This window comes from Microbacterium sp. Bi121 (genome assembly GCF_918698005.1).
Lineage (GTDB): Bacteria > Actinomycetota > Actinomycetes > Actinomycetales > Microbacteriaceae > Microbacterium.
In genome coordinates this window covers 118,054-143,685 of the sequence record NZ_CAKKLJ010000001.1, presented here as the reverse complement: position 1 = coordinate 143,685, position 25,632 = coordinate 118,054, and the positions used below count along the sequence as shown (strand labels likewise).

The window sequence follows — 25,632 nt, the reverse complement described above, 5'->3', positions numbered from 1 at the left end:
CAGCGCGCCGATAGCATGAGCCCATGCACGCTGTCGTCGCACGCCCCGGCATCGCCGAACGCCTTTCACGCATGATCCAGCTGCCGACCGTGTCGGCCGAGCTCGAGCAGCGAGGGATGCAGCCGTTCGAGGACTTCGTCTCGCTCATCGCCGACCTCTACCCGCTCACGCACGAGCATCTCGAGCTCGAGCGTCACACGGACCTCGGGCTGCTGTTCCGCTGGAGGAGCGCATCGGATGCCGCGCCTCTCGTGCTCATGGCGCACTACGACGTCGTGCCCGTCGACGAGTCCGACCCGTGGACCCACCCGCCGTTCGCCGGCACGATCGCTGACGGTCGGGTCTACGGCCGCGGGACGCTCGACGACAAGGGTCCGCTGATCGTCGTGCTCGAAGCCGTCGAGAACCTGCTCGCCGCCGGGTTCACGCCGGCGCGCGACGTGTACCTGTCGTTCGGCGGGAACGAGGAGACGTTCGGGGCGGCAGCGGTCGAGATCGCGCGGGTCTTCCAGGAGCGTGGGCTCGTTCCGTGGCTCGTCGTCGATGAGGGCGGGGCGGTGGTGGATGCTCCGCTGTCGTTCGTGCAGGGACGAGCGGCGATGATCGGCGTGGGGGAGAAGGGCGTGCTGACGCTCCGCCTCAGTGCGCGGGGTGACGGCGGGCACGCGTCGGCACCGCCCGCTCTGACCGCGGTGCGCCGCATCGCACGGGCCGTGAATCGGTTGGGCCCCGGCACGTTCCGGCCCCACACGCCGAAGGCGATCTCGCGGATGCTGTCGCAGTTCTCCGAGCAGGCGACAGGGCCGTCGCGGCTGCTGCTGAAGGTGCTCGCGGCCGTGCCGCCGTTGAATGCCCGCATCTTCGCCGCGCTCGGCGGGGAGCCCGCGGCGATGGTCAGGACGACGGTCGCTCCCACGATGCAGTCAGGAGGAACCGCGGCCAACGTCATCCCCTCCCAGGCATCCGCCACCGTGAACCTGCGCATCGCACTCGGCGAGACCGTCGACGACGCCGTCGCACGTGTGCGGCGCCGTATCCGTGACCCGCTGGTCTCGATCGACGTCCTCGAGGGCAGCGAGCCGTCACCGGAGTCTCCGACCGACAACGAGCAGTTCGCGCTGCTCGGCCGCGCGCTGGAGGAGGCCTTCCCCGGCGTGCGGCCCGTCCCGTACGTGATGATGGCGGCGACCGACTCGCGTCACTTCCACCGGTTCTCGCCCGCGGTGTACCGGTTCGCGCCGCTGGAGATGTCGAACGCGCAGCGCGCGGCGATTCATGGCGTGGATGAGAGCGTCGAGATCGCTACGCTCGAGCGAGGCGAGATGTTCCACCGGGCTCTGCTCGAGCACCTCGACTGACCCGCCTGACCCGAATGGAGCAATGATGCCCCGTACCGCGACCCTGGGCGCGCTCGCCGCCGTCGTCGGATTCCTCGCGTTCGTCGAGTTCACCAGCGGCGTCCTGCAGGGCTATTACACGCCGATGCTGTCCGACATCGCGCGTAACCTGCAGATCCACGACGCCGACGTCAACTGGTTCGAGGGCACGCAGCTTATGCTCTCGGCGCTGGTCGTTCCGGCATTCGCGAAACTCGGCGACATGGTCGGCCACAAGCGGATGCTGCTTATCTCCACGGCCCTGACCGCAGCCGCTGCGCTGGCGCTGCCGTTCACGGATTCGTTCTGGGTGTTCTTGATCGCGTGGACGCTGATGGGGTTCTACGTCGTCTGGCTGCCTCTGGAGATCGCCCTGATCTGGTCGCGCTCGCGTCGGATGGAGGGGCGGTCTGTCATCACGGCGCGGGCGGCGGGACTCCTGGTCGCAGCGCTCGAGGGCGGGGCGATCCTCGGCGCGCTGCTGGGCGGCGCGCTCATCGATGTGCTGCCGTTGACGATCGTGCTGCTCATCCCGGCGCTGCTGGTCGTCGTGTGCTTCTTCGTGATCCTGTTCGGGGTGAAGGAGTCGCCGGAGCAGAATGGCGGCGTCCTCGACACCGTGGGGCTCGTGCTCATCTCGATGGCGCTGATCTGCTTCACCGGAGGCCTCAGCCTGCTTCGACTCGACGGGGGACTCGTGAACCCGTGGTCGTGGGCCGTCGTCGTGCTCGGGCTGCTGCTGATCGTGCCGTTCGTGCTGTGGGAGCTGCGCCACGACGACCCGCTGATCGATGTGCGGATGTTCCGCTCGCCGGCGCTCGGCCCTGTGTTCCTGACCGCTGGCCTGTTCGGCGTCAGCGTGCTCGGCGCACAGGCGCCGCTGTCGACGTTCGCGCGGACCGACCCCGAGGTGTACGGCTACGGGTTGGGAACGACGGGGTTCGCGACCTCGCTGATCATCGGCATCTACCTGATCGGCATGATCGCCGGCGCGCTGCTTTTCCCCGTGATCGCGCGGCCCGCGACACCCCGGGTCACCCTGATCGGAGCATCCGCGCTGGTCGCGATCGGGTTCCTGCTGTTCCTGCCGTTCCACGATGCGTATCTGCAGGTCATCGTCAACATGGTGATCGTCGGGCTCGGATCCGGTGCGCTGGTCGCCGCTCTCCCGGCGGCCGCGGCGTCCGCCGCTCCCGAGACCCAGACCGGTGTCGCGACGGGACTGACCAACTCGGTGAAGACGGTCGGTGGCGCGATCGCCTCGTGCGTGTTCGGCATCGCGCTGCTGCACGGGGTTGCCTCGACCTCAGGCGGTGCCGAGGGGACAGCGGGTTCGCTGGCGGGCTACTTCACCGTCTGGATCGTCTGCGGCGTGACAGCGCTGCTCGCCGCGGTGCTGCTGCTGTTCGTTCCGAAGCAGGCGTTCACCGACCGGGTCGCCGAGGTGGACGTGACGCCCGTCGTGTGATGCGAGGCGGGGCGTCGAGCGAACGGAGCGGGACGACACGCGCTGAGCGAGCGGAGCGAGTCGAAGTCGGCTGCGGAATCTCAGCACTCAGTGCGGTGCGTGGTACTCGGCCTCGCCGCGCTTCCAGTAGCCCTTCACGACGGCGTGGGCGGTGTCGACGCCCCAGCGCGCGAGGAGGGCGCGGCCAGGCTTGACCACCGACTGCTCGGCCGCGATGAACACGAACGAGTCCGAGCCGACAGCATCCGCTTCACCCAGTCCCTCGAGGAAGGCGATCAGGGCGGAGCCGGCCGGCTCGTCACCGCGGTGCAGCCATTCGGGCTTCACCGGAGCGTCGATCTCGATCTCGTCCTCCGCGCCGTGCACCTCGATGACGACGCGTGCCGGCTGCTCTCCGATCAGCGCCGCGAACCGGCGAATCGCGGGGATCGCCGTCTCGTCGCCGGCGAGGAACCACGACCCTGGTGTCCCGGTGATCACAGCGGAGCCTCGTGGCCCACCGACGCCGATCCGGGATCCGATCGGAGCCGTCGCGGCCCAGCGCGCGGCGATTCCCTCGTCGCCGTGAACGGCGAACTCCACCTCGAGCCAGTTCTCGTCCCAGACCAGCGGCGTGTACTCGCGGCTCGGGGCGGCGCGAAGCTCCTCGATGGAATCCGGCATCCGATCAGGGAAGAACAGCCGCATGTGGTCGTCGCTGCCGAGTGAAGCGAAGCCGAAGAGGTCGTCGCCTTCGAGCCGCACGCGCACATAGTTCGGGGCGAGCTGCTCGCGTGCGACGAGGGCGACCTCGCGGAACTGGAGGGCGAGCATCTTGCGCTCGAGCGAGAACGACGATTTCGGATCGGCCATGATTTCAGGCTAGCCTGATTCCGGATCCCTTCAGGTAAGCCTTACCTTACTAACCTCGACACGCAGCAGAACAGGAGTCCCTTCCATGTCCATGCCCAGAACTCTCGCAGTGGCCGCTCTCGGTGCCGTCTCACTCCTCGCTCTCGCCGGGTGCAGCGCACCCGCGGATGCCGAAACCCCCGAGAACGCAGCCGAGGACTATTACCCGATCACGGTCACCGATCTCGCCGGCAACGAGGTGACGATCGAGAGCGCCGACAGCGTCGCCGTCACGGACAACCGCTTCTTCCAGCTCGCCGCCGACTGGGACCTTCCGGTCTCCGTCGCCCCGCGCGACCTCATGAGCCCCGAGAACCCGCTCGCCGCCGATGAGGAGATCCTGAACATCGGCACGCACGGTGAGCCCGACTTCGAGCAGATCGTGGCGGCAGACCCCGATCTCATCATCAACGGCTACCGCTTCAGCGCGAAGGAGAACGCACAGGGCGTGAAGGATGCCGCACCAGACGCCGCGTTCGTCGACATGACCGGCCCCGAGGATCAGTCGGTCGACGAGTACGTCACCGAGAGCATCACGCTGATGGGCGAGGTCTTCAACCGGGAGGCCGAGGCGGAGGCGCTGATCGAGGAGTTCCACACCGCGGTCGACGGCGCCAAGAACGCCTATGACCCCGAGTCCACCGTCATGGGGTTGATCACGTCGGGCGGAGAGATCAACTACGCCAACCCGATCGACGGCCGTGGATCGAGCATCTTCTTCGATCTGCTCGGCCTCACCCCGGCGCTCGACGCCGAGGGGTCGGAGAACCACACCGGCGACAGCGTCTCGCTCGAGGCGCTCGCCGGCGCGAACGCCGATTTCTTCACGGTGCTCGACCGTGACGCCGCCGTCGGCGAGGGCGAGGTCACCCCGGCACTCGACCTGATCAACAGTTCCGCGGCGCTGGCGAATGTGCCCGCCGTGAAGAACGAAGCGATCTATGTCTTCCCCGCGGACTACTACCTCACCGAGGACGTGTTCGCCTACACCACTGTTCTGAACGGCCTCGCCGACCTCTTCGGAGAGAATTGACCCGCTGAGTACTTCAGACGCGTCGCCGCCGAGAGCCTCGGCGGCGACGCGTCTCGCAGAACGGTGAACCATGGCCTCTCCGGCGACCCCTACACCGCGCGTCACCAACATCGACGCGCTCTCCACGTCCAGACCCCGTTCGCGCACCCGGTCGCGCTGGCGCAGGACGTGGCCGCTGCTCCTCGCGATCGCGCTGACGATCGGCCTGATCACGCTGTCTATCTTCGTCGGGGTCGCCGACATCACCGCTGTCCCTGGTGAGGGAGCGGAGTTCCTCTGGATCACCCGCATCCCGCGAACAGCATCCCTCGTGCTCGCCGGCGCCAGCATGGCGATGGCGGGCCTGATCATGCAGCTGATGACCCAGAACCGCTTCGTCGAGCCGACGACCGTCGGCACCACGGAGTGGGCCGGTCTCGGGCTCCTCGTGACCTACATCGTGCTCCCGTCCTCCGGGATCTTCGTCAAGATGGTCGTGGCGATCGTCTTCGCCTTCATCGGCACACTGATCTTCTTCGCGTTCCTGCGCCGGGTCACGCTGAAGTCGTCCCTCATCGTGCCGATCGTCGGCATCATGTTCGGCGCGGTGGTCAGCGCGATCACGACGTTCCTCGCCCTCCGGTTCAACCTGCTGCAGGTTCTCGGCGGCTGGTTCATGGGCCGATTCACCGGCATCGAGGTCGGCCGCTACGAACTGCTCTGGATCGTGCTGGTCGTCGCGGTGATCGTGATGATCGTCGCCGACCGTTTCACCGTCGCGGGCCTCGGCAAGGACGTCGCGACGAACGTGGGCCTCGACTACGAGCGCGTCATGCTGCTCGGAGTCGGCCTGATCTCCCTCACCACCGGAGTCGTCACCGTCGTGATCGGCATGCTGCCGTTCCTCGGCCTGATCGTCCCGAACCTGGTCTCGATGGTTCGCGGTGACGATCTGCGATCCAACCTGCCCTGGGTGTTCCTGACCGGCATCTGGATCGTCACGATGTGCGACATCATCGGCCGCGTCGTCATCATGCCGTTCGAAGTGCCCGTGTCGCTGGTGCTCGGCGTCGTCGGCTCGGCCGTGTTCATCTTCATGCTGCTTCGCACGAGGAGGAACGGTGTCAGCTGACACGACTCCCATCTCCGCGTCCGCGCAGTCGGCGTCCCGACGGGACTTCGGACCCTACGCGAGCAGTGCGCACCGCATCCGGTATCTGCTCATCCTGGGCGCTCTCATCGTCGGCGCGGTGGCCGTCACGATGCTGCTGCTGACCTGGGGGAATCAGTTCGAGCCTTTAAGTGAGAAGTGGTGGCGCATCTCCCGGATGCGCGTCACCACTCTCGTCGTCATCGCGGTGGTCACGTTCTGCCAGGCGATCGCGACCGTCACCTTCCAGACGGTGACGAACAACCGGATCATCACTCCGTCGATCATGGGTTTCGAATCGCTCTACGTGCTCATGCAGACCACGATCGTGTTCTTCTTCGGCACAGCGGGGATCGCTGAGATCAGCCCGTTCGGCCGTTTCCTGCTGCAGAGCGCGATGATGGTGCTCTTCGCCGTGCTGCTGTATTCGTGGCTGCTCTCCGGCCGGTTCGGGAACCTGCACGTGATGCTGCTGATCGGCATCATCATCGGTGCAGGCATGGGCTCGTTGGCCACATTCATGCAGCAGATGCTCGACCCGAACGAGTTCGATGTGCTGACCGCGCGCCTGTTCGGCAGCGTGGGCAACGCGAGCACCGACTTCCTGTGGTTCGTCATCCCGGTCGTCCTCGCGACCGGTGGCACGATCTGGTTCCTCGCGCGACGTCTGAACGTGATCTCGCTGGGGAGCGAGATCAGCGCCAACCTCGGCCTGAACCACAAGCGTCAGATCATGCTCATGCTGACCCTGGTCTCGGTGCTGATGGCGATGACCACGTCCCTCGTGGGCCCGATGACCTTCCTCGGATTCCTCATGGCGACCCTCGCGTACTCGATCACGAGCACCTACGATCACCGTCGGATCCTGCCTGTGGCCTGGCTGCTGGGCTACGTCATCCTCACGGCCGCGTACTTCCTCCTGCGGCACGTCTTCCCGCTCGTCGACGCCGTGACCATCGTCGTCGAGCTCATCGGCGGTCTGCTGTTCTTGTTCGTCATCCTTCGGAAGGGGCGTCTGTGATACGTCTCAACAATGTCACCAAGCGCTACGGCAACGACATCGAGATCGGTCCGATCTCGGTCGATATCCCGGCCGGCGGGATCATCGCGCTGGTCGGACCGAACGGCGCAGGCAAGTCCACCGTGCTCACGATGATCGGGCGCCTGCTCGCGCCCGACGAGGGGACGGTGGAGGTCGCGGGCCTCGACGTGCATCGCACGGCGTCGAAACAGGTCGCCAAGACCGTGTCGATCCTGCGCCAGGAGAACCACTTCGTGACGCGTTTGACCGTGCGTCAGCTGGTCGGTTTCGGGCGCTATCCGTACAGCGGGGGACGGCTCACGCAGGTCGACGAGGACAAGATCTCCGAGGCGATCGACTTCCTCGACCTCACCGATCTGGAACAGCGCTTCCTCGATCAGCTATCCGGCGGTCAGCGGCAACGCGCCTACGTCGCGATGGTCCTCGCGCAGGACACCGACTACCTCCTGCTCGACGAGCCGCTCAACAACCTCGACGCGCAGCATTCGGTGCAGATGATGAGGCAGCTGCGCCGCGCCGCCGACGAGTTGGGACGCACGATCGTCATCGTGCTGCACGACATCAATTTCGCAGCCGCCTACAGCGACTACATCATCGCGATGGAGCATGGCCGGATCGCCGTGCACGGCACCCCGGACGAGATCATCACGGACGAGGTGCTCACGCGAGTGTTCCACACCCCGGTGACGGTCATCGACGGTCCACGCGGGCGTCTCGCGGTGTACTACTGACGCCTTCTAGAGCTCGATGCCGTGCGATTCGTCGTTGACGCCGGTGTTGCCGCCCTTGCGCGACTCGGTGGCGATCAGCCACACGACGGACACGATCAGGGCGAGTACGAGGCCCAGCCACACGTTCTGCAGGATCAACCCGATCACGATGCCCAGGATGAAGAGCACGACCGTGCCGGCGAGCCAGGTCCAGCGCTGCTTCTTGGTGGCCGACATGGGCTCAGCCTAGAGGAGACACCTGTCACTACTGCTCAGAGCGTCTCGGGCTCGCGCGGCGGGTTGTGCATGAACTCGATGCGGATCCCGCTGCTGTCCTCGACGAAGGCCGCGTAGTAGCGGTCGCTGAATCGCGGGTACTCCTTCGGGGCGCGGACCGCAGACCAGCCCGCATCCATGGCGATGCCGTGCAGACGGTCGACCTCGTCGCGCGATTCCACCGCGAGAGCGAGATGCTGCCAGCCCACATGGCCGTGCCGGTGCGGACCGGTTCCCGCTTCCCGTGCGGGAAAGAGGATGAGCTCGGGCTCGCCGTCGCGTTGCCATGACACCGAGCCTTCGATGTCATGCCGGGTGAAGCCGAGCGCGACCATCACCGGATCGAACTGCGCGATCGCGTGCGGAAGGTCGTCGACGGTGATGCCGAGGTGATCGAAGATGAGCATCTTCCCACCCTCGCAGACGGTTCAGCGGCGGCGATGATCCTCTGGGGCGAGGCGCGGTCCACGGCGGGGTTCGACGACACCGCTGGCCAGGATGAGGCGGATGACGCGGTGGCGGTGCCCGGCCCAGGGGGCGAGGAGCTCCAGCATTCCGTCGTCGTCGACGCGGGCGCCGGTGAGCGCGAAACCGACCTGGTGGGCGAGATGGTAATCCCCGACGCTCACTGCATCGGGATCGCCGAGCGCGCGGATGCGTGTCTCGGCGGATGTCCACGCGCCGATGCCGGGCAGGCTCGTGAGCACCCGGTCGCGGTCGTCGCCCGATTCGGCGGCGAGCACCGCGTCGGCGATGCGCCGACCGCGTTCGGCCGCGCGGACGATCGCGCGGGACTGCGGGGGCTCGACACCGGCTCGGTGCCAGGCCCATGAGGGGATGCCGCGCCAGCCGTCGACCGTCGGCGGAGCGAACATCGGCCGCGGCGTCGGCCCTGGGGCGCGCTCGCCGAAGCGGGTGATCAGCACTCGCCACGCGCCGAACGCCTGGTACGAGGTGACCTTCTGCTCGATCGTGGCGCTCGCGAGGGCGTCGAAGACGAGGTCGGTGCGGGTGAGGCGCGTGCCGGCGGTGCGGCGGGCGACCTCGGCGAGGAGCGGATGCCCGGCGGCGGTCAAGGAAGCCACGTCGAATCCGGTCGCATCGTCATCGCCGCCGCACAGCCGGGGGAGCTGCGTGAGCGCCCACCCGGCGCCTGGGCCCCAGGCGCTCGCGTGAACCTCGCCGGTCGCTTGGCGGAGGGCGAGCGTGGCGATGCCGTCAGGAGTGCGCGTTGCGCGCCAGAGCGTCGATCCGTCGACGAGCATCGTCGGATCCTTCGGACCGCGGATCAGGACGCCGACCGTGCGGAAGAGGTTCAGCGGGTGCGCGGGGCGGTAGACGGTGTGGAGCGGCTCACGCTGCGCCGACTTCGCGGGTGCGGCGGCTGAGGTCGCGGCATCCGCTGTCAAGGTCATGCGAACACCCTACGTCGCACCGCTGACAGTGGGTCGCGGCATCCCGCCGACTGACCCCCGACGGGTCGGCGAAGGCGCGAGCCTCAGAACCGGTCGGGCGAAGGCGTGCCGTGGCCGTACCGGATGACGACATCGGCGTGGCGGTCGAACCGGTAGCCGACGCCGCGCACGGTGCGGACGATGTCCTCGTAGCGACCGAGCTTGGCGCGCAGACGGCGAACGTGCACGTCGATCGTGCGCTCGCCCGGTGTCTCGTCCTCTGGAGACTGCCACAGGGCGCCGACGAGTTCTGAGCGCTCGATCGTGCGGCCCTCGCGGAGGACGAGGTACTGCAGCAGCTCGAACTCCTTGTAGGTGAACGCGGCGGACTCGCCATCGATCAGCACCCGCTTGCGCGAGATGTCGACGGTGACGCCGTAGTCCTCGTTCTTCTCCTCGGTCTCCGTTGCTGCCTTGGCGCGGGCGATCGCGCCCGGCTCCTGGAGGGCGAGGCGCACGACGTCGAGGTCGCGACCGCCGGAACCGTGCGGCGCGAGGGCGACGGTGGCGTGAGTCTCGGCGCCGGGAGCGAGCTCGGCGAGCGTGCGGCGCAGGGCGTCGACGAGCAGCGGCAGGCTGACGCCGGCCTCTGCGGCCTTGATCTCGTCGAGTCCGACGTAGAGGGCGAAGCCGCGCGGTGAGCGGGTGGCGGGAAGGTCAGCGGGTGTCGCCGGAGCCGCGGAAGTGGCGGGCGCCTCGGATTCGACGAAGCGGGGGACGGGACGCAGATGAGGGGCGCGGGTGGCTGGACGCTCGAGGAGTGCGATGTTCGACATGATGATGAAGTCCTTGGGAGGGTGAGTCGATACGACTCGGATGTGTTGCGATGTTGACCCTGAAGGCCGAGAACAAGCACACGGGTAGGTGCTCGGGGCTCACGCTTCGCAGATGGCGTAGAACGGAGCCAGACAGGTCAGCTGAGTGATCAGCGACACATTCGGCAACACATGCCAACGCAACCGGGCATCATCATCCCGGCAGTCCCGTTCGCCTCCTGGGCGGACAAGGGGAGCGCGTTGGTGGTCATGGGGGGATTATGTCTGACCATGACGCCCGGTGTCAAAACGAGTCTCGGTGCGACGGGGTGCCCTAGCGTGGACGTATGACGGATTCCACGATGGTCGACGGGTTCCTCGTCACCGATGAGAAGGACGCTTCGCGCTACACGCTCACGCGAGACGGAGTGCTCGTCAGTGCCCTGGACTACCGCGATGACGGCAAGACGATCGCCCTCACCAGAGCCTTCACGATCCCGACTTTCCGCGGCCACGGGTACGCCGCCTGCGTCGTGAAGGGCGCCGTCGCCGACATCGAGAGCCGTGGCGATCGCAAGGTCGAGCCGGTCTGCTGGTACGTCGCGGAGTGGTTCGAGCAGAACCCGGAGCATCAGGGCCTGCTGCGCCGTCACTGACGCTCGGCTTACGTCAGTCGTAATCGATCCGATACAATGGAACTCTGCTCAGCACCGTTCGCTGAGGCGGTCAGCCCCTGAGAACGGAGGCTGGTCCGAGGCTTGAAACCTCCGGCATCCTCACCAGACACCGGAGGCTTTTCCATGTCGTCGTCCCTGCGTTCGAAGCCCCTGCGCGCCCATCCGAAAGCCAAGTGGTGGGCGCTGTTCGTCATCTCGCTCACGCAGCTCGTCGTCGTCCTCGACGGCACCATCGTCAACATCGCCCTCCCACAGGCCCAGGTCGCCCTGAACATGGACGACCACCTGCGTCAGTGGGTCGTCACTGCATACGCTCTCGCCTTCGGAGCGCTGCTGCTGCTCGGCGGTCGCATCGCCGACTACTGGGGGCGCAAGCGCACCTTCATGGTGGGCATGATCGGCTTCGGCCTCGCCTCCCTCTATGCCGGCATCGCCACCACCGGCTGGGAACTCATCCTCGGCCGCGGTCTGCAGGGCGTCTTCGCCGCCATGCTCGCTCCCGCCGCTCTCGCGCTGCTGACGACGCTGTTCCCCTCGGGCAAGGAGCGCAACACAGCGTTCGCCGTCTTCGGAACGGTCGCCGGTGCCGGAGCAGCCGTCGGGCTCGTGCTCGGCGGATTCCTCACCGAGTTCCTCGATTGGCGCTGGTGCCTGCTCGTCAACCTGTTCTTCGTGGCTGTCGGCCTGATCGGCGGTGGACTCTTCCTCACCGAGAGCAAGGCAGGCGGCGACAACCACTACGACATGTGGGGCGCGCTGCTGGTCACTCTCGGGCTCGGGTCGCTCGTCTACGGCTTCAGCCTGGCCGAGACCGGCTGGGGCAACCCGCTCACGATCGGCTTCCTCGCGCTCGGCGCTGTGCTGCTTGCGGCGTTCGTGTGGGTAGAGCTTCGCGTCAAGAACCCTCTGCTGCCGCTGCGCGTCGTCACGCACAGGGTGCGCGCTGGGGCCTTCCTCATCCAGGCCGTCGCCGGCAGCGTCATGATCGGCGCGACGCTTTACCTCACGTTTCATCTGCAGATCGTGCTCGGCCAGGGTGCGCTCGAGTCGGGCATCGCCAGCCTTCCGCTGCCGCTCGGCACGATGGTCATGGCACCCCTGGCGACTCGCCTGCTCGGGTCCATCGGCCCGCGTCCGATGCTCATCGGCGGTCCGCTCGTCGTCGCCGCCGGCCTGTTCTACATGTCGTTCATCACCCCCGGTGGGAACTACTTCGTGCAGGTCGCTCCGGCGCTCCTCGTGATGGGCTTCGGAATGGCGTTCGTCTTCATCCCGCTGCAGAACGTCGCCCTTGCCGGCGTCGCACCGCATGACGCGGGCGTGGCGTCGGCCGTGACCAACTCGGCCATGCAGATCGGTGGCTCGATCGGACTGTCGGTGTTCACGGCCGTGTATGCGGCTGTCGTCGGCGGGCACGCGCAGGTCGACCTCGATGTCCTCGCCGACGGATACAGCGCGACCTTCATCGCGGCTGCCGTCGGGATGCTGATCGCCTCCGCTATCGCGATCGCGATGGTGCGCGGGCGCATGGACGACCTGCTGCCGCAGGGGGCGGCGGAGTCCGAGGCGGCCCCGGTTCTGGTGCACTGAGCCTCTTCTCTCCGGGGTGGGTCGGGCGTCGGCGCGGCACGCCTCTGTGGGAATGTCCGAGGCCGTCCGTACCGTGTGAGTATGCGAATCCTGCACACCTCCGACTGGCACATCGGCCGCACGTTCCATGGCAACTCGACCATGGATGCGCTGGCCGAGGTGTTCTCCGCGATCGTGCAGCAGGTCCGCGACAATGCGGTCGACGTCGTCATCGTCGCCGGTGACGTGTTCGACTCCGCGACACCAGCCGGGCCCGCGTACACACTGCTCGGCGACACGCTGGTCGCGCTGCACGACACCGGCGCCCGAGTGATCGTCACCAGTGGCAACCACGACTCCGCCGCGCGGCTCGGCTTCCAGGCGCGCCTGCTGCGCGATGGCATCCACGTCGTCACCGATCCGCTGTCGATAGGCACGCCGGTGACGATCGACGACGCCGACGGCCCGGTGCACTTCTACGGCATCCCGTACCTCGAGCCGGCGATCGTGCGGCAGCACTGGGAGGGTGTCGCGCTCAAGACGCAGGCGCAGACCATGGCGCACGCGATGGGCCTCGTGCGCGCGGGGATGGCTGTGAACGAGGGGCGCTCGGTCGCGGTCGCGCACTGCTTCGCCGCCGGCGTCGATGCCACGGTCGGCCTCGAGCGCGAGGTGCGTCAGGGCGGGCTCGACGTCGTCCCGCTCGATGTCTTCGACGGGCCCGACTACGTCGCCCTCGGCCACATCCACGGGCGCCAGACGCTCAGCGACCGGGTTCGATACGCCGGCGCGCCGCTGCACTACAGCTTCGGTGAACAGCACAAGGAGCGCGGCTCCTGGCTGGTCGACCTCGACGCCGACGGCCTGGTATCCGTCGAATGGCTGGAGCTGCCGGTGCCGCGCCGGCTCGTCACACTGACCGGAGCGCTGGACGACATCCTCTCGGACGAGAACATCGCGGCACACGCCGACGACTGGGTGTGCGCCGTCTACACCGACACGCTCCCGCAGGCCGAGCCGATGCGCCGACTCAAAGAGCGCTTCCCGTACTGCGCCATGGTTCAGCACGCGCCGGCGATCGACGGCGAGCAGATGGAGCGTTCGTACTCGGCGCGGCTGAGGACCGCGGTCACCGACACCGAGCGCATCGAGGCGTTCCTCGAGCACGTTCGGGCGGGTCAGGGTCCGAGTGAGCGCGAGAGCGAACTCATCCGCGAGGTGCTCGACGAGCGCGTCATCGCGGAGGCCCTCGTCTAGTGCGCCTTCACCGACTCGAGATCGAGGGCTTCGGTCCGTTCCTCGCCCGGCAGACGGTCGATTTCGATTCATTCGCCGAGGACGGCATCTTCCTCATCGCCGGGCGAACAGGGGCAGGCAAGTCGAGCATTCTGGATGCCGTCTGCTTCGGCCTCTACGGCTCGGTGCCGCGCTACGAGAGCGGTGACAAGCGTCTGCGCAGCGACCACTGCGAGCCGGACGACCCGAGCGAGGTCGTCGTCGAGTTCAGCACGAGCGCCGGGAGATTCCGGGTCACGCGCTCGCCGGAGTACCTGCGGCCGGCGAAGCGCGGCGGTGGGCTGACCAAGCAGAGCTCCGCCGTGCAGCTCGACGTCCTCCGCGACGGCGCATGGGTGACGCTCGCAGCGAAGGAGAAGCGGGTCGCTGACGAACTGGAGGAGATCGTTCAGCTCAGCCGCGAGCAGTTCCTGCAGGTGATCCTTCTCGCCCAGAACCGGTTCGCGCGCTTCCTGCTCGCCGACAGCAAGGAGCGTCAGGGGCTGCTGCGTCGTCTGTTCGGCACAGAGCGCTTCGAAGAAGTCCAGGCGCGCTTCGACGATAGGCGCCGCGCATCCGAGCAGGCACTCGCAGGCGTCGTCACCACGGTCGATGCGCGAGTGTCCGAGGCGGAACGCGTCGTGTCCGAAGCGGAGCTCTGGGGCGATGCGGGTGCGGGGCCGGAGACAGCGTCGACGCAGGAGCGCATCGACGCTCTGCGCGCGGCGACCAGTCGCGCGGAGTATCGCGTCGAGCGCCGAGGAGCCGAGCGAGACGACGCCGAGAAGCGCCTGACGGCGGCGGATGCTGCGCTGACGGCCATCCGCGAAGAACAGAAGGCGCAGCAGGAGCGGGACCGTGCACGCGCCGAGATGGCACGACTGGACTCCGAGCAGACCGAGATCGACAGGGCGAAGTCCGAACTGCAGCGGGCGCGAGCCGCCGAGGCGCTTCGCTCCACTCTCGCGGCGACTGCCCGAGCGCGGTCGGCCCGCGAGACCGCGCAGGCGGCTGAGGTCGAGGCGCGCGAACGCTGGGACGCCGTCGGCGTCGAACTCGCCGAGGCCTCTGCCGAGGCACTCGAAGCGTGGGCGGCCGACCGAACCAGGGAGAGCGGCGCGTGGGCGCGCGCCGCGGAGCTCGAGCAGACCGCCGCAACGCTCGCCGCTGAACTCGCGACCGCACGAGAGCAGGTCGCCGCGGCATCCGCTCTGGTCGATGCCGGCGAAGCCGAGCGCGCGGAGCTGCCGGCACGCCTGAACGCCCTGAGGACGCAGCGCGATGAGGTCAGGCGGAACGCCGACCGGATCGAAGACCGCGAACGCGCGTTGAACGCGGCGGCCTCGCGTCGCGAAGCCGCTGCTGCGGTGGCGTCGGTGAGCGCGCAGCGCGAAGCCGCCGAGCGGACACTTGCCGAGGCGAGCACGACGCTAGCCGATGCGCAGAGCGTGCTCGCGCTCCTTCGTCGCCGTCGCCTGGACGGTTTCGCGGGCGAGCTCGCCACCTCTCTGGTGCCGGGGGAGCCCTGCGCCGTGTGCGGGTCGACGGAGCATCCGGCCCCGGCAGCGCACACGGACCCGGTCTCCGCCGACCACATCGATGACGCCGAGGCGACGCGGGATGCCGCGCAGACCGTCGAACGTGCGGCTCAGGATCGAGTCACGACGCTCACCGCCGACCTCGCCGCTGCTTCGGCCGTCGCCGACGGCCGCACCATGGAGACCGCCGATGCCGAGCTGGCGACGGCGGAACGAGCGCACGCGGAAGCGGTGGCAGCGGCGGGTGAGCTCGCCGCACTCGAGGCGCAGGTCGAACAGGCCACGCAGGCCATTGCTGCTCTGGAACAGCGACGCACGGATGCGGCGGCGACCCTGGCCGCAGCGCGCGAAACGCTCGCCGTCATCGTGCAGCGCGAACAGGAGGCGGCGACGCAGATCACCGAGGCGCGGGGCGAGTTCGACACCGTCGCCGACCGCGTCGCATCCGTCGTCGCACAGGCGTCCACCGCGCATGCGCTGGCGACGGCGATCTCCGAGCGCACCAGGGCGGAGGAAGCCTACACCGCGGCTTCGCAGGAGCAGGTCGCTGCGCTCGTGGCCTCCGACTTCGATGGCGTCGCAGCGGCGAGCGACGCCATGCGCTCCGCATCTGAGCAGGAAGTGCTCGACGCCAGGATCACGGCGCATCGCGTGCAGCGCGAGAAGGAACGCTCGACGCTGCTCCAACTCGAGCTGCGCACGCTCCCCGAGGAGCCCATCGATCTCGTACCGGCGGAAACGGCATCCGGCGAGGCGCGCACAGTCTGGAAGACGGCGATGGATGCCGCCGGGCGGGCCGAGTCCGTCGCGGCGCAGCTCGATCGCCTCGTCGAGTCCGCGGCATCCGAACACGCTCGCAGCGCGGAGCGGCAGGCCGAGCACGAGGTGCTCCGCGGGCTCGCCGACACCATCGCCGGCCGCGCAGGGAACACCCACAAGATGACGCTGGAGACCTTCGTGCTCGCCGCAGAGCTCGAAGAGATCGTGGAGGCTGCGAACCGCCGCCTGAGCGACATGTCGACCGGGCGCTACCAGCTGCAGCACTCCGATGCGCTGGCGGCGCGGGGCGCGGCATCCGGGCTCGGCATCGTCGTGTTCGATGCCTTCACCGGTCAGACGCGTCCTGCGCAGTCCCTCTCGGGCGGCGAGACGTTCCTCAGCTCACTGGCGCTCGCGCTCGGCCTCGCCGAGGTCGTGACAGCCAGGGCCGGCGGAATCCGGCTCGACACCCTCTTCATCGATGAGGGCTTCGGGTCTCTCGACGCCGACACCCTGGAGGTCGCGATGCGCACGCTCGACGAGCTGCGCTCCGGGGGCCGCACGGTCGGCATCATCAGTCACGTCGAGTCCATGCAGGAGCAGATCCCCGCCCAGCTCGTCGTCGAGCAGACCCCTGCCGGGCCCAGTCGCATCCGCTGCTGAGCTGCGGCGGCCGTGTCCGGGAAGACGCGGGTGCGCGCTCAGACCTTCGCCGGCACCCAGTCCGATACGGCGTTCAGCGCCCTCACCTCATCGGCCGTGAGCTCCAGCGTCGCGCTCGCGAGCAGGTCCGGGACCTGCTCGACCCGCGAGGCGCTCGCGATCGGCGCCGCCACAGTGGGCTGAGCGCGAAGCCACGCCAACGACACCGACGTGATCGAGGCATCGTGCTCGCCGGCGATGCGCTCCAGCTCGTCGATGATCCGCAGCCCGTGCTCCGTGGCGTACTTGGCGGCGCCACCGGCGCGCGGTGAGATGCCCGAGGCATCCGTCGACCGGTACTTCCCGGTGAGGAAACCGCTCGCCAGTGCGTAGTACGGCACCAGGCTCAGCCCGAACTCCTCGGCGACCGGGACGATGCTCTCCTCGACGTCGTTGCGGTGCACGAGGTTGTAGTGCGGCTGGATCGCGACGGGAAGGGCGGTGCCGGCATCCTGAGCGATCGAGATCCACGAACGGATGCGGTCGGCCGAGTAGTTCGAGACGGCGGTGTGGCGCACGAGGCCGTCGGTGACGAGTTGGCCGAAGGCGGCGACCGTCTCCTCCAACGGAGTCTCGGCGTCATCGAAGTGCGCGTAGTACAGGTCGATCGTGTCGACGCCGAGACGCTTCAGCGACGCCTCGGCGGCCGCGCGGATGTTCTTCGCCGATAGTCCCCTGAACTCCGGGTGGGTGCTGACCTTCGTGGCGATCGTGAGCCCTGCCGGATTGCGCGACGCGAGCCATTCGCCGATGATCGTCTCGCTCTCACCGCCGGAGTTTCCCTGCACCCACGCGCTGTATCCGTCCGCCGTGTCGATGAAGTTCCCGCCGCCTGCGGTGAACGCATCCAGGATCTCGAAGGACGCGTCGCGGTCGGCGGTCCAGCCGAACACGTTCCCGCCGAGGGAGAGGGGGAGGACATCGAGGTCGCTGCGGCCGAGGAGGGTCATGGTTCTCGCTTTCGTCAAGAAGAGGTCTCTGGGCACAAGGCGGCCGGCGGCAGTGCTATTCCCGCCGCGTCATTCCCGCGTAACACTCGGGGGACGATACTGGAGGCATGACGCTTCAGCAGCAGATCGCTCAGACTCTGGGCGTGCAGCCCGAGATCGACCCGGCCGCCGAGATCGAACGCCGCGTGCAGTTCCTCGTCGACTATCTCGAGAGGACCGGCGCGAAGGGACTCGTGCTCGGCATCTCGGGCGGACAGGATTCAACGCTCGCCGGCCGCCTCGCTCAGCTTGCCGTCGAGCGCGTTCGTGGGAACGGGGGCACGGCCGACTTCATAGCGGTCCGCCTGCCGTACAAGGTGCAGCACGATGCAGATGACGCGATCGCCGCGCTCGACTTCGTCGCGGCAGACCGCGTCGTCGAGGTGAACATCCAGCACGGTGTGGACGGCGTCGAGGCCGACATCGAGCAGGCCGCCGGCGCATCCATCTCGGACTTCAACCGCGGCAACATCAAGGCGCGCATCCGCATGGTCACCCAGTACGCACTTGCGGGCCACGACGGTCACCTCGTCATCGGAACCGATCACGCCGCAGAGGCGGTCACCGGCTTCTACACCAAGTTCGGCGATGGGGCCGCGGACATCCTGCCGCTCGCCGGGCTCAACAAACGCCAGGGCAAGCAGTTGCTGCGGGTGCTGCAGGCGCCCGATCGCCTCTGGATGAAGGTGCCGACGGCCGATCTGCTCGACGACCAGCCCGGCCGCTCAGATGAGGACGAACTCGGGATCACGTACGAGCAGATCGACGACTACCTCGAGGGCAGGCCGGTGGATGCTGACGCCGCCGCCCGCATCGAGCAGAAGTACCTGGCGACCGAGCACAAGCGCCACCTGCCCGTAGCCCCGGACGACGACTGGTGGCGCTGAGTCCGACGGTCGAGGATCCGCGGGGAGACTCCCTGCGGGTCGTTGAGCGGAGGGCGCAGCCCGCAGCCGAAACGGACTGAGCGAGCCGCAGGCGAGCCGAAGTCGCACCGGCACCCGCTGTCGGTACCCCCGGATACGCTCGAAGCATGCGGATCGACACTCAGGCGCAGCGCGTCATCTGGAGCGCCAGCGACCTGAAAGCGGCCGCCGAATGCGAGTTCGCCTGGGCGCGCGCGATCGACGCCAAGCTCGGCAGGGTTCCGGCCGTCGAAGAGCCGGAGGACGCGACTCTCGAACGAGCGGCGAGGCTCGGTGACGCGCACGAGCTCAAGGTCCTCGAGGCGTACCGCGAGCAGCTCGGGCCGAACGCCGTGCATGAGGTCGCCCGGATCAACTCGTCCGAGCCCGGCGCATTGGCCGCTGTCGTCGCCGAGACCCGCGAGGCCCTGCGGTCCGATGCCAAGCTGCTCTTCCAGGCGGCGTTCGCGACCGACGAGTTCGTCGGATTCGCCGACTTCCTGCTCCGCGACGACGACGGCGGCTGGCGCGTCCAGGACTCCAAGCTCGCCCGTGCGGCGCGTGTGACCGCGCTCATGCAGCTCGCGGCATACGTCGACCAGCTCGATGGCCTCGGCATCCCTCGGTCCACCGAGGTCGACCTCATCCTCGGTGACGGAACCATCAGCACGCATCAGGTCGATGATCTGCTGCCCCTGTTCCACGTTCGCCGTGCGCGCCTGCGCACACTGATCGCGGATCGCAACGTGGAGGTCGGCGCGTCCGGCTCGCCGCTCGCCTGGGGAGACGAGCGCGGCGATATCGGCATCGTCGCGTGCGGCAGATGCGAGACCTGCACCCAGCAGGTGGATGCCGCGCGCGACCTGCTCATGGTCGCGCGGATGCGCCCGGTGCAGCGCACCCGCCTGCGTGACGCCGGCATCCAGACGATCGATGCGCTGGCCGCTGCGACGGATGCACCGACGGGAATGAACGCCGACACGTTCGAGGCGCTTCGGGCGCAGGCGCGGCTGCAGCTCCGAGCCGACGCCGACCAGGCGCCCACCTACGACGTCTACCATCCGGCCGCGATCCACACGCTCCCGCGGCCGAGCCGTGGCGACATCTTCTTCGACTTCGAGGGTGATCCGCTCTACACCGAGCCCGCTCCTGACGGGCACGCTCAATGGGGGATCGACTACCTGTTCGGCTGGGTCGACAACGAGGATCAGTACACCCCGTTGTGGGCGCACACGTTCGCCGACGAGAAGAAGGCCCTCGAGCGGTTCCTCGACTTCGTGAACCTGCGCCGGCAGTCGCACCCCGACATGCACATCTACCACTACGCCCCGTACGAGACCTCGCATCTGAGTGCGATGGCCGCGCGTCACGGCGTCCGCGAGGGCGAGGTGGACAAGCTCCTGCGCGAGGGGGTCTTCGTCGATCTGTATCCGCTCGTGCTGCGTACCGTGCGCGTCGGCTCCCGGTCGTACTCGATCAAGAAGCTCGAGCCGCTGTACATGGGTGCCGACGTCCGCACGAGCGACGTGCAGAAGGGCGACGACTCGATCGTGCAGTACGTCGCCGCCCGGCAGCTCGCAGCCGCCGGTGACGAGGCTGAAGCGGATGCCGTGCTCGCCGACCTCGCCGACTACAACCGCTACGACTGCGTCTCCACCCGTCGACTGCGCAACTGGCTGATCGAGATCGCCAGGCAGAAGGGCGTCAATCCGGCGCCGCCCGATGCGCCGGACGAGGTCGTCTACGAGCCCTCTCCTCGGTCGGTCGCTCTCCTCGCCGACGCCGAACGCGACGTCGAAGCAGGAGGCGACGGCGAGGCGCATCGGGTCGCGGCTGCCGCGATCGACTACTACCCGCGCGAGTCCGCGATCTTCTGGCGGGCGCACTACCAGCGGCTGCGCGAACCGGTCTCGATGTGGGACCAGACCCGCGACGTCGTGCGAGTGGATGCCGCCGCCACCGTGCTGCGCCGCGACTGGAGCATCGAAGAGGGCCGCCGAGTCATGTCGCGCGAGGTCGAGATCCGTGGCGAGATCTCACCAGGGACCACGCTCGGCGACGGTGCGGAGCCGTTCGCGCTGTACTCGTTCCCAGCCCCGTTCGTCAGCGATGCGCCATCGCGAGCGGTGCACGTGCCGCACGTCGTGAAGGTCATCGAGGTGCTCGACGACGGTTTCGTGGTCACCGAGAACGCCGTGGACGGCCAGACGTGGGACGAACTGCCGCTCGCACTCACCCCTGCTGCTCCGCCGCGGGTCGTGTCGCTGCAGGGCGCGATCGACGAGTGGGCCGACGCCGTGCACCAGGCTGCGCCCGCCTTCCCGCAGGATGCCGCCACCGACATCCTGCGCCGGGTTCCACCTCGCACGGTCTCGGGTGCCGGGCTGCCGCCAGCCGATGGCGACGTGATCGATGCGATCGTCCGCGCCGTGCGCGACCTCGACCGCAGCTACCTCGCCGTCCAGGGCCCTCCGGGGACGGGCAAGACCTACACCGGCTCGCACGTGATCGCCCGGCTGGTGAACGAGCACGGCTTCCGCATCGGTGTCGTCGCGCAGTCGCACGCGATCATCGAGACGCTGCTCGAGCGGATCGTCGACGCCGGCGTCCCGGCCGGGCAGGTGGCGAAGAGCCCGAAGGAGAAGGCGGGCGACCCGAAGTACACGTCGATCCCCAAGACCGGCATGGCGTCGTTCCTCGCCGAGCGCGAGGGGCAGGGCGTCGTCGTCGGCGGTACCGCGTGGGACTTCAGTCATACCGGCCGCGTCGAGCGCGGCGGTCTCGACCTCATCGTGATCGACGAGGCCGGCCAGTTCTCGCTCGCCTCGACGATCGCCGTCGCCGCCGGGGCGCAGCGTCTGCTGCTCCTCGGCGACCCGCAGCAGTTGCCGCAGGTGAGCCAGGGAGCGCACCCCGAGCCGGTCGACACCTCGGCGCTCGGGTGGGTCATGGACGGGGATTCGGTGGTCCGTCCGGAATACGGGTACTTCCTCGATCGCAGCTGGCGGATGCACCCGGCAGTCGCAGAACCGGTCTCACGGCTGTCATACGCGGGGCAGCTGGCGTCGGCATCCGGCACCGAACGGCGCGCGATCGAAGGCATCGAACCCGGCCTCCACGTGCAGCCGCTCCGTCACCGCGGCAATGCCACGCAGTCTCCGGAGGAGGCGGCCGAGGTCGTGCGCATCGTCCGCGACCTCATCGGCCGCTCGTTCAGCGAGCCCGATGCCGAACCGCGCTTGCTCGAGCAGCCCGACATCATCGTCGTCGCGCCGTACAACGCGCAGAAGCAACTGGTCCACGACGCACTGGCGGCGGCCGGGTTCGCCGATGTGCCCGTCGGGACGGTCGACAACTTCCAGGGCAAGGAGGCCGTGGTCTCGATCACGACGCTCGCGGCATCCAGCGGACGCGACGCGCCGCGCGGCCCCGAGTTCCTACTGCTGCAGAACCGGCTCAACGTCGCGATCTCGCGCGCGCAGGTCGCGGCCTACCTGATCTATTCGCCGGCGCTGCTCGACGATCTTCCGCGCACGCCGGAGGGTGTGACGCGGCTCAGCGCGTTCGCCCGCCTGGTCGGCGCCGACCGGCCCTGAGCGAGCTCAGACGGTCCCGTAAAGCCGGTCTCCGGCGTCGCCGAGCCCTGGGACGATGTAGCCCTTCTCGTTCAGACGCTCGTCCAGAGCGCCGAGCACGAGCGTGACATCGCGGTCGCCGACCAGCTTCTCGATCGCGGCGACGCCCTCCGGAGTGCCGAGCAGGCAGATCGCGGTGACGTCCTTCGCGCCGCGATCGAAGAGGAACTGGATCGCAGCGCCCAGTGAACCGCCGGTGGCGAGCATCGGGTCGATCGCGAAGCACTGGCGGTCGCTCAGGTCGTCGGGGAGGCGCTCGGTGTACGTCGTCGGCTCGAACGTGGTCTCATCGCGCACCATGCCGAGGAATCCGACCTCCGCGGTCGGAAGCAGCTTGACCAGGCCCTCCAGCATTCCGAGACCCGCACGCAGGATGGGGACGACGATCGGACGTGGCTCGGAGATCTTCACGCCCATGGTGGTGGTCACCGGAGTCTGGATCTCGATCGGCGAGACCTTGACGTTCCGCGTCGCCTCGTACGCGAGGAGCGTGACCAGCTCTTCGGTCAGCTGGCGGAACACCGGCGACGGGGTGCGCTCATCGCGCAGAACCGTGAGCTTGTGAGTGACGAGAGGGTGGTCGGCGACGTGAACACGCATAGTCATAGGGTAATGCGCCGCGCGTCCGGATACGCTCGGAACATGCTCCAGCCAGACCGCGACGGGATGCTTCGCGCTCTCGAACTCGCACGTGAGGCTGCTGACGCGGGGGAGGTTCCGGTCGGCGCCGTCGTGCTCGATGCGGCAGGACGCGTGATCGGCGAGGGCAGGAACACGCGTGAGGAGACCCACGATCCCACCGGGCATGCGGAGGTCGTCGCTCTGCGGGCGGCCGCGGCATCCATCGGATCATGGAATCTGGAGGGGCACACGCTCGTCGTCACGCTCGAACCGTGCGTGATGTGCGCAGGGGCGATCCTTCAGGCGCGCATCGGACGGGTCGTGTTCGGCGCGTGGGACGAGAAGGCCGGTGCGGCAGGGTCGATGTACGACGTGCTGCGCGACCGCCGGCTGCCGTATCGCGCCGAGGTCGTCGGCGGCGTCGTAGAGGATGCCTCGACCGCGCTGCTGCGCGATTTCTTCGAGCAGCGGCGCTGAGCGCGTCAGTCCTCGGACTTCAGGACGAACACGTCGGTCGAGGGCTCGGGGTCGAGCGACGGACGGTAGATGTCGGGCTGGACGTACACCGCGCCGACCGTGGGAACGGTTCTCTCGATCTGCGCCTGGATCTCGGCGATGACGTCGGCGACATCGCGCACGGTCTTCTCCGCGGGGAGGGCGATCTTGATCACGACGAGGAGCTTGTCACTCTCGACGGGATACGTCTTCAGGCTGATGAGCTTCTCGACATCGGAGCATCCGAGGATCGCGTCCATGATCAGGTCGAGGTCGTGTTTGCTGGCAGATCCGCTCATGCCGCGAGTCTAGTTCGGGCGTCTGTGATCCGCAGGATGCACCGTCGGCGCTGTCTGATGCCGCGCATAGGATGGCCCAATGGCTGACTCTCTTCCGTCCCTCGCGTTCCTCGGTGCCGGATCCATGGGAGGCGCCATTCTGCATGGCGTCGTCGCAGCAGGCATCCCCGTCGACGGCGGCATCGTCGCGACCAATCGCACCGCCGAGAAGGCAGCGGCTCTCGAGGGACTCGAGAACGTCACGGCCGTCGCACTGGAGACGAACCCGAACGGCAACACGGATGCCGCGGCATCCGCTCGTGTCATCCTCGTCGGCGTGAAGCCGCACATGGTTCCGGATCTGCTGCGCGAGATCGCGCCCGTCCTCCGTGAGGACGCCATCGTCGTGAGTCTCGCCGCCGGCGTCACCCTCGCCACGTTCGCCGAGAATCTCGGTGATGGCGTTCGCGTCATCCGTTCGATGCCCAACACGCCGTCGACGGTCGGCAAGGGCGTCACGGGTCTCGCCGCCGGAACGTCAGCGACGCCTGAGGACCTGGCGCTCGTCCGCACGCTGTTCGAGCTCGTCGGCGCCGTGGTCGAGGTGTCGGAGGACAGGATCGACGCCCTGTCGACGATCTCCGGTTCGGGTCCGGCGTACGTGTTCCTGCTCATCGAAGAACTGACCAAGGCGGCGATCGGGAAGGGCTTCGATGAGGCCGATGCCCGGCTGATGGCCGAGCAGACGTTCATCGGCGCAACCGCGCTGCTCGAGGCATCCGGCGAGAGTCCCGCCGAGCTCCGGCGTCGTGTGACCAGCCCGAAGGGCACGACGGAGCGCGCGATCGCCGTCCTGCAGGACGCCCGGCTCGACGAGGTGTTCGGCCGGGCGACGGATGCTGCGCTGGCGCGGGCTAGGGAGATGGCCGCGGGGAACTAGCCCGCGTACCCGATCCGCTCGAGCAGCGCGGCGCGGAACTCCTCAGGGCGCTCGAGGTGCGGCGAGTGGCCGACGCCCTCCAAATTCAGCTCGACGACATCCCCGCCGGCTGCCGCATACGCCGACAGGACTGCTCGCGTCTGCGTCACCATCTGCTGCGCGGGGGCGACTTCCGCACCGGGCCAACCGGGAATCGCACCGACGGCACCGAGGTGATTGAGGTCGAAGAACGAGGCATCCGACACGATCGCGTCCGCGGTTCCGTGCACCCACAGGATCGGCGGCTTCACCTCGAGTTCGACGATGCGCGAGACGTTGAAGTGCTTGGGTGCCATGGTGTTCAGCACGCCGACGTCGCCGGCGCCGAATCCGGGCCAGTTCGCGCTCGCGACGCTGTCCCCCGGATAGTTCCCCTGCTCGGTCGAGGTCGTGTTCATCGACGCGACCCAGATGTTCTCGTGATCGGTCTCGTACCCCGGCGCGACGTAGCTGCCGCGGAACACGCTGCGCGGAGACGTCGGCGCATCGGCCGAGGTGTCTCCGGCGCGAAGCCGCTCGATGAAGTCGGGATTGCCGCCGCCGCCACCGCATCCGGCGTCATCGTCCGTCAGCCGCGTGCCGTCCGGGCGCGTGCCGCCGAACCCGTAGGGAGAGACCGGTGCCTGCAGCGTGAGGCTGAGCGCCGGGTGATCGAGCGCGTACTGCATCACAACGCCGCCGCCCATCGACCAGCCGACGAGGTGAGCGGTCGGGAGTCCGAGCGTTTCCAGCGTCGCGTGCACGTCGTCGCTGTAATCACCGAGGCCCCGAGTGGCATCCACGGGCAGCGCCTCACTGTCGCCGAATCCACGCAGGTCGACCGCGATCGCACGAATGCCGGCGGGAAGGCCGAGCATCGTCTCCTGCCAGAACAGAGCTGATGACACGTTTCCGTGCACGAGCACGACCGTGCGCTCCGGGGGAGTGCCCTGGTCGTCGGCTGTTCGCTCCAGCACGTTGACCCGCAGCCGCGCTGTGTCGATCGTCCGCGCTGCGATCCCGTCGAGAAGCGAATCCTGGATGCTGGTCATGGCCGGTCCCCGTCCTGATACGGCGCTGCGCCGTGACGCGGCGCC

Annotated in this window: 23 protein-coding genes; 14 read left to right on the top strand and 9 right to left on the bottom strand. The window is 68.3% G+C overall.

The genetic code is table 11. From position 1 onward, the window contains the following. Positions 1–23 precede the first annotated feature (23 nt). Together LQZ87_RS00670 and LQZ87_RS00665 are read left to right on the top strand one after the other, a co-directional pair. Positions 24–1,358, top strand: a complete 1,335-nt coding sequence (locus LQZ87_RS00670) for a M20/M25/M40 family metallo-hydrolase (RefSeq protein ID WP_230101519.1) — start codon at positions 24–26, stop codon at positions 1,356–1,358. A gap of 25 nt (positions 1,359–1,383) precedes the next feature. After that, the gene (locus LQZ87_RS00665; protein WP_230101916.1) at positions 1,384–2,844 is read left to right on the top strand and encodes an MFS transporter; all 1,461 of its coding nucleotides are present in this window, start codon (positions 1,384–1,386) and stop codon (positions 2,842–2,844) included. A gap of 87 nt (positions 2,845–2,931) precedes the next feature. Here the strand turns inward: LQZ87_RS00665 and LQZ87_RS00660 are convergent, their stop codons facing one another. Next, positions 2,932–3,696, bottom strand: coding sequence for a siderophore-interacting protein (locus LQZ87_RS00660; RefSeq protein ID WP_230101518.1), 765 nt, complete (start codon positions 3,694–3,696; stop codon positions 2,932–2,934). 85 nt (positions 3,697–3,781) lie between these two features. Here LQZ87_RS00660 and LQZ87_RS00655 point away from each other — a divergent pair, with 85 nt between their 5' ends. From LQZ87_RS00655 to LQZ87_RS00640, 4 genes are all read left to right on the top strand, one after another. Next, entirely contained in the window at positions 3,782–4,768 is a 987-nt protein-coding gene (locus LQZ87_RS00655; protein ID WP_230101517.1) for an ABC transporter substrate-binding protein, read from the top strand. A gap of 70 nt (positions 4,769–4,838) precedes the next feature. After that, positions 4,839–5,879 carry an iron chelate uptake ABC transporter family permease subunit gene (locus tag LQZ87_RS00650; RefSeq protein WP_230101516.1) on the top strand — a complete coding sequence of 347 codons (1,041 nt, stop codon included), beginning with the start codon at positions 4,839–4,841 and terminating at the stop codon, positions 5,877–5,879. After that, complete coding sequence (locus LQZ87_RS00645; protein ID WP_230101515.1) at positions 5,869–6,918, top strand: iron chelate uptake ABC transporter family permease subunit; 1,050 nt, start codon at positions 5,869–5,871, stop codon at positions 6,916–6,918. The genes LQZ87_RS00650 and LQZ87_RS00645 overlap by 11 nt, the downstream gene beginning before the upstream one ends. Then, positions 6,915–7,670 carry an ATP-binding cassette domain-containing protein gene (locus LQZ87_RS00640; protein ID WP_230101514.1) on the top strand — a complete coding sequence of 252 codons (756 nt, stop codon included), beginning with the start codon at positions 6,915–6,917 and terminating at the stop codon, positions 7,668–7,670. Before LQZ87_RS00645 ends, LQZ87_RS00640 begins: the two co-directional genes overlap by 4 nt. Positions 7,671–7,676: 6 nt before the next feature. On the opposite strand, the gene LQZ87_RS00635 is transcribed toward LQZ87_RS00640, so the two are convergent. The 4 genes from LQZ87_RS00635 to LQZ87_RS00620 form a co-directional block, all read right to left on the bottom strand. Next, positions 7,677–7,886 carry a hypothetical protein gene (locus LQZ87_RS00635; RefSeq protein WP_230101513.1) on the bottom strand — a complete coding sequence of 70 codons (210 nt, stop codon included), beginning with the start codon at positions 7,884–7,886 and terminating at the stop codon, positions 7,677–7,679. 35 nt (positions 7,887–7,921) lie between these two features. Further along, positions 7,922–8,332, bottom strand: coding sequence for a VOC family protein (locus LQZ87_RS00630; RefSeq protein WP_230101512.1), 411 nt, complete (start codon positions 8,330–8,332; stop codon positions 7,922–7,924). Between the two features lie 21 nt (positions 8,333–8,353). Next, positions 8,354–9,340, bottom strand: a complete 987-nt coding sequence (locus LQZ87_RS00625; RefSeq protein ID WP_230101511.1) for a DNA-3-methyladenine glycosylase 2 family protein — start codon at positions 9,338–9,340, stop codon at positions 8,354–8,356. A gap of 83 nt (positions 9,341–9,423) precedes the next feature. Continuing rightward, positions 9,424–10,155 carry a winged helix family transcriptional regulator gene (locus LQZ87_RS00620; protein ID WP_230101510.1) on the bottom strand — a complete coding sequence of 244 codons (732 nt, stop codon included), beginning with the start codon at positions 10,153–10,155 and terminating at the stop codon, positions 9,424–9,426. A gap of 326 nt (positions 10,156–10,481) precedes the next feature. On the opposite strand from LQZ87_RS00620, the gene LQZ87_RS00615 reads away from it, so the two are divergent. The 4 genes from LQZ87_RS00615 to LQZ87_RS00600 all read left to right on the top strand — a co-directional run bounded on the left by LQZ87_RS00615 (position 10,482) and on the right by LQZ87_RS00600 (position 16,615). Then, positions 10,482–10,790: a GNAT family N-acetyltransferase gene (locus LQZ87_RS00615; protein WP_230101509.1), complete on the top strand. Its 309-nt coding sequence runs from the start codon at positions 10,482–10,484 to the stop codon at positions 10,788–10,790. A 144-nt stretch (positions 10,791–10,934) separates the two neighbouring features. Further along, a complete protein-coding gene (locus LQZ87_RS00610) occupies positions 10,935–12,401 on the top strand; it encodes an MFS transporter (protein ID WP_230101508.1) in 1,467 nt (488 codons plus the stop codon). An 81-nt stretch (positions 12,402–12,482) separates the two neighbouring features. After that, positions 12,483–13,637: an exonuclease SbcCD subunit D gene (locus tag LQZ87_RS00605; RefSeq protein ID WP_230101507.1), complete on the top strand. Its 1,155-nt coding sequence runs from the start codon at positions 12,483–12,485 to the stop codon at positions 13,635–13,637. After that, entirely contained in the window at positions 13,637–16,615 is a 2,979-nt protein-coding gene (locus tag LQZ87_RS00600; RefSeq protein ID WP_230101506.1) for an SMC family ATPase, read from the top strand. The genes LQZ87_RS00605 and LQZ87_RS00600 overlap by 1 nt, the downstream gene beginning before the upstream one ends. 38 nt (positions 16,616–16,653) lie before the next feature. On the opposite strand, the gene LQZ87_RS00595 is transcribed toward LQZ87_RS00600, so the two are convergent. Continuing rightward, on the bottom strand, positions 16,654–17,604 hold the full coding sequence (locus LQZ87_RS00595; RefSeq protein ID WP_230101505.1) for an aldo/keto reductase: 951 nt from the start codon (positions 17,602–17,604) through the stop codon (positions 16,654–16,656). 107 nt (positions 17,605–17,711) lie between these two features. On the opposite strand from LQZ87_RS00595, the gene nadE reads away from it, so the two are divergent. Together nadE and LQZ87_RS00585 are read left to right on the top strand one after the other, a co-directional pair. Then, complete coding sequence (nadE, locus tag LQZ87_RS00590) at positions 17,712–18,530, top strand: ammonia-dependent NAD(+) synthetase (protein ID WP_230101504.1); 819 nt, start codon at positions 17,712–17,714, stop codon at positions 18,528–18,530. Positions 18,531–18,676: 146 nt separating this feature from the next. Further along, entirely contained in the window at positions 18,677–22,144 is a 3,468-nt protein-coding gene (locus tag LQZ87_RS00585; protein ID WP_230101503.1) for a bifunctional RecB family nuclease/DEAD/DEAH box helicase, read from the top strand. Positions 22,145–22,150: 6 nt separating this feature from the next. Here the strand turns inward: LQZ87_RS00585 and upp are convergent, their stop codons facing one another. After that, on the bottom strand, positions 22,151–22,783 hold the full coding sequence (gene upp / locus LQZ87_RS00580) for a uracil phosphoribosyltransferase (RefSeq protein WP_230101502.1): 633 nt from the start codon (positions 22,781–22,783) through the stop codon (positions 22,151–22,153). Positions 22,784–22,849: 66 nt separating this feature from the next. On the opposite strand from upp, the gene tadA reads away from it, so the two are divergent. Next, entirely contained in the window at positions 22,850–23,281 is a 432-nt protein-coding gene (tadA, locus tag LQZ87_RS00575) for a tRNA adenosine(34) deaminase TadA (protein ID WP_230101915.1), read from the top strand. Positions 23,282–23,286: 5 nt separating this feature from the next. Here the strand turns inward: tadA and LQZ87_RS00570 are convergent, their stop codons facing one another. Continuing rightward, positions 23,287–23,598: a hypothetical protein gene (locus LQZ87_RS00570; RefSeq protein ID WP_230101501.1), complete on the bottom strand. Its 312-nt coding sequence runs from the start codon at positions 23,596–23,598 to the stop codon at positions 23,287–23,289. A gap of 79 nt (positions 23,599–23,677) precedes the next feature. Between LQZ87_RS00570 and proC the strand changes: the two genes are divergently transcribed. Beyond that, entirely contained in the window at positions 23,678–24,517 is an 840-nt protein-coding gene (gene proC, locus LQZ87_RS00565; protein ID WP_230101500.1) for a pyrroline-5-carboxylate reductase, read from the top strand. On the opposite strand, the gene LQZ87_RS00560 is transcribed toward proC, so the two are convergent. Further along, positions 24,514–25,587: an alpha/beta hydrolase gene (locus tag LQZ87_RS00560; RefSeq protein WP_230101499.1), complete on the bottom strand. Its 1,074-nt coding sequence runs from the start codon at positions 25,585–25,587 to the stop codon at positions 24,514–24,516. The genes proC and LQZ87_RS00560 overlap by 4 nt on opposite strands. Positions 25,588–25,632: the final 45 nt, after the last annotated feature.

Bases quoted from the DNA above. Each gene is read 5' to 3' on its own strand.
- LQZ87_RS00670 (WP_230101519.1), top strand. From the start codon at position 24: ATGCACGCTGTCGTCGCACGCCCCGGCATCGCCGAACGCCTTTCACGC.
- LQZ87_RS00665 (WP_230101916.1), top strand. From the start codon at position 1,384: ATGCCCCGTACCGCGACCCTGGGCGCGCTCGCCGCCGTCGTCGGATTC.
- LQZ87_RS00660 (WP_230101518.1), bottom strand. From the start codon at position 3,696: ATGGCCGATCCGAAATCGTCGTTCTCGCTCGAGCGCAAGATGCTCGCC.
- LQZ87_RS00655 (WP_230101517.1), top strand. From the start codon at position 3,782: ATGTCCATGCCCAGAACTCTCGCAGTGGCCGCTCTCGGTGCCGTCTCA.
- LQZ87_RS00650 (WP_230101516.1), top strand. From the start codon at position 4,839: ATGGCCTCTCCGGCGACCCCTACACCGCGCGTCACCAACATCGACGCG.
- LQZ87_RS00635 (WP_230101513.1), bottom strand. From the start codon at position 7,886: ATGTCGGCCACCAAGAAGCAGCGCTGGACCTGGCTCGCCGGCACGGTC.
- LQZ87_RS00630 (WP_230101512.1), bottom strand. From the start codon at position 8,332: ATGCTCATCTTCGATCACCTCGGCATCACCGTCGACGACCTTCCGCAC.
- LQZ87_RS00625 (WP_230101511.1), bottom strand. From the start codon at position 9,340: ATGACCTTGACAGCGGATGCCGCGACCTCAGCCGCCGCACCCGCGAAG.
- LQZ87_RS00620 (WP_230101510.1), bottom strand. From the start codon at position 10,155: ATGTCGAACATCGCACTCCTCGAGCGTCCAGCCACCCGCGCCCCTCAT.
- LQZ87_RS00615 (WP_230101509.1), top strand. From the start codon at position 10,482: ATGACGGATTCCACGATGGTCGACGGGTTCCTCGTCACCGATGAGAAG.
- LQZ87_RS00610 (WP_230101508.1), top strand. From the start codon at position 10,935: ATGTCGTCGTCCCTGCGTTCGAAGCCCCTGCGCGCCCATCCGAAAGCC.
- LQZ87_RS00605 (WP_230101507.1), top strand. From the start codon at position 12,483: ATGCGAATCCTGCACACCTCCGACTGGCACATCGGCCGCACGTTCCAT.
- LQZ87_RS00595 (WP_230101505.1), bottom strand. From the start codon at position 17,604: ATGACCCTCCTCGGCCGCAGCGACCTCGATGTCCTCCCCCTCTCCCTC.
- nadE (WP_230101504.1), top strand. From the start codon at position 17,712: ATGACGCTTCAGCAGCAGATCGCTCAGACTCTGGGCGTGCAGCCCGAG.
- LQZ87_RS00585 (WP_230101503.1), top strand. From the start codon at position 18,677: ATGCGGATCGACACTCAGGCGCAGCGCGTCATCTGGAGCGCCAGCGAC.
- upp (WP_230101502.1), bottom strand. From the start codon at position 22,783: ATGCGTGTTCACGTCGCCGACCACCCTCTCGTCACTCACAAGCTCACG.
- tadA (WP_230101915.1), top strand. From the start codon at position 22,850: ATGCTTCGCGCTCTCGAACTCGCACGTGAGGCTGCTGACGCGGGGGAG.
- LQZ87_RS00570 (WP_230101501.1), bottom strand. From the start codon at position 23,598: ATGAGCGGATCTGCCAGCAAACACGACCTCGACCTGATCATGGACGCG.
- proC (WP_230101500.1), top strand. From the start codon at position 23,678: ATGGCTGACTCTCTTCCGTCCCTCGCGTTCCTCGGTGCCGGATCCATG.
- LQZ87_RS00560 (WP_230101499.1), bottom strand. From the start codon at position 25,587: ATGACCAGCATCCAGGATTCGCTTCTCGACGGGATCGCAGCGCGGACG.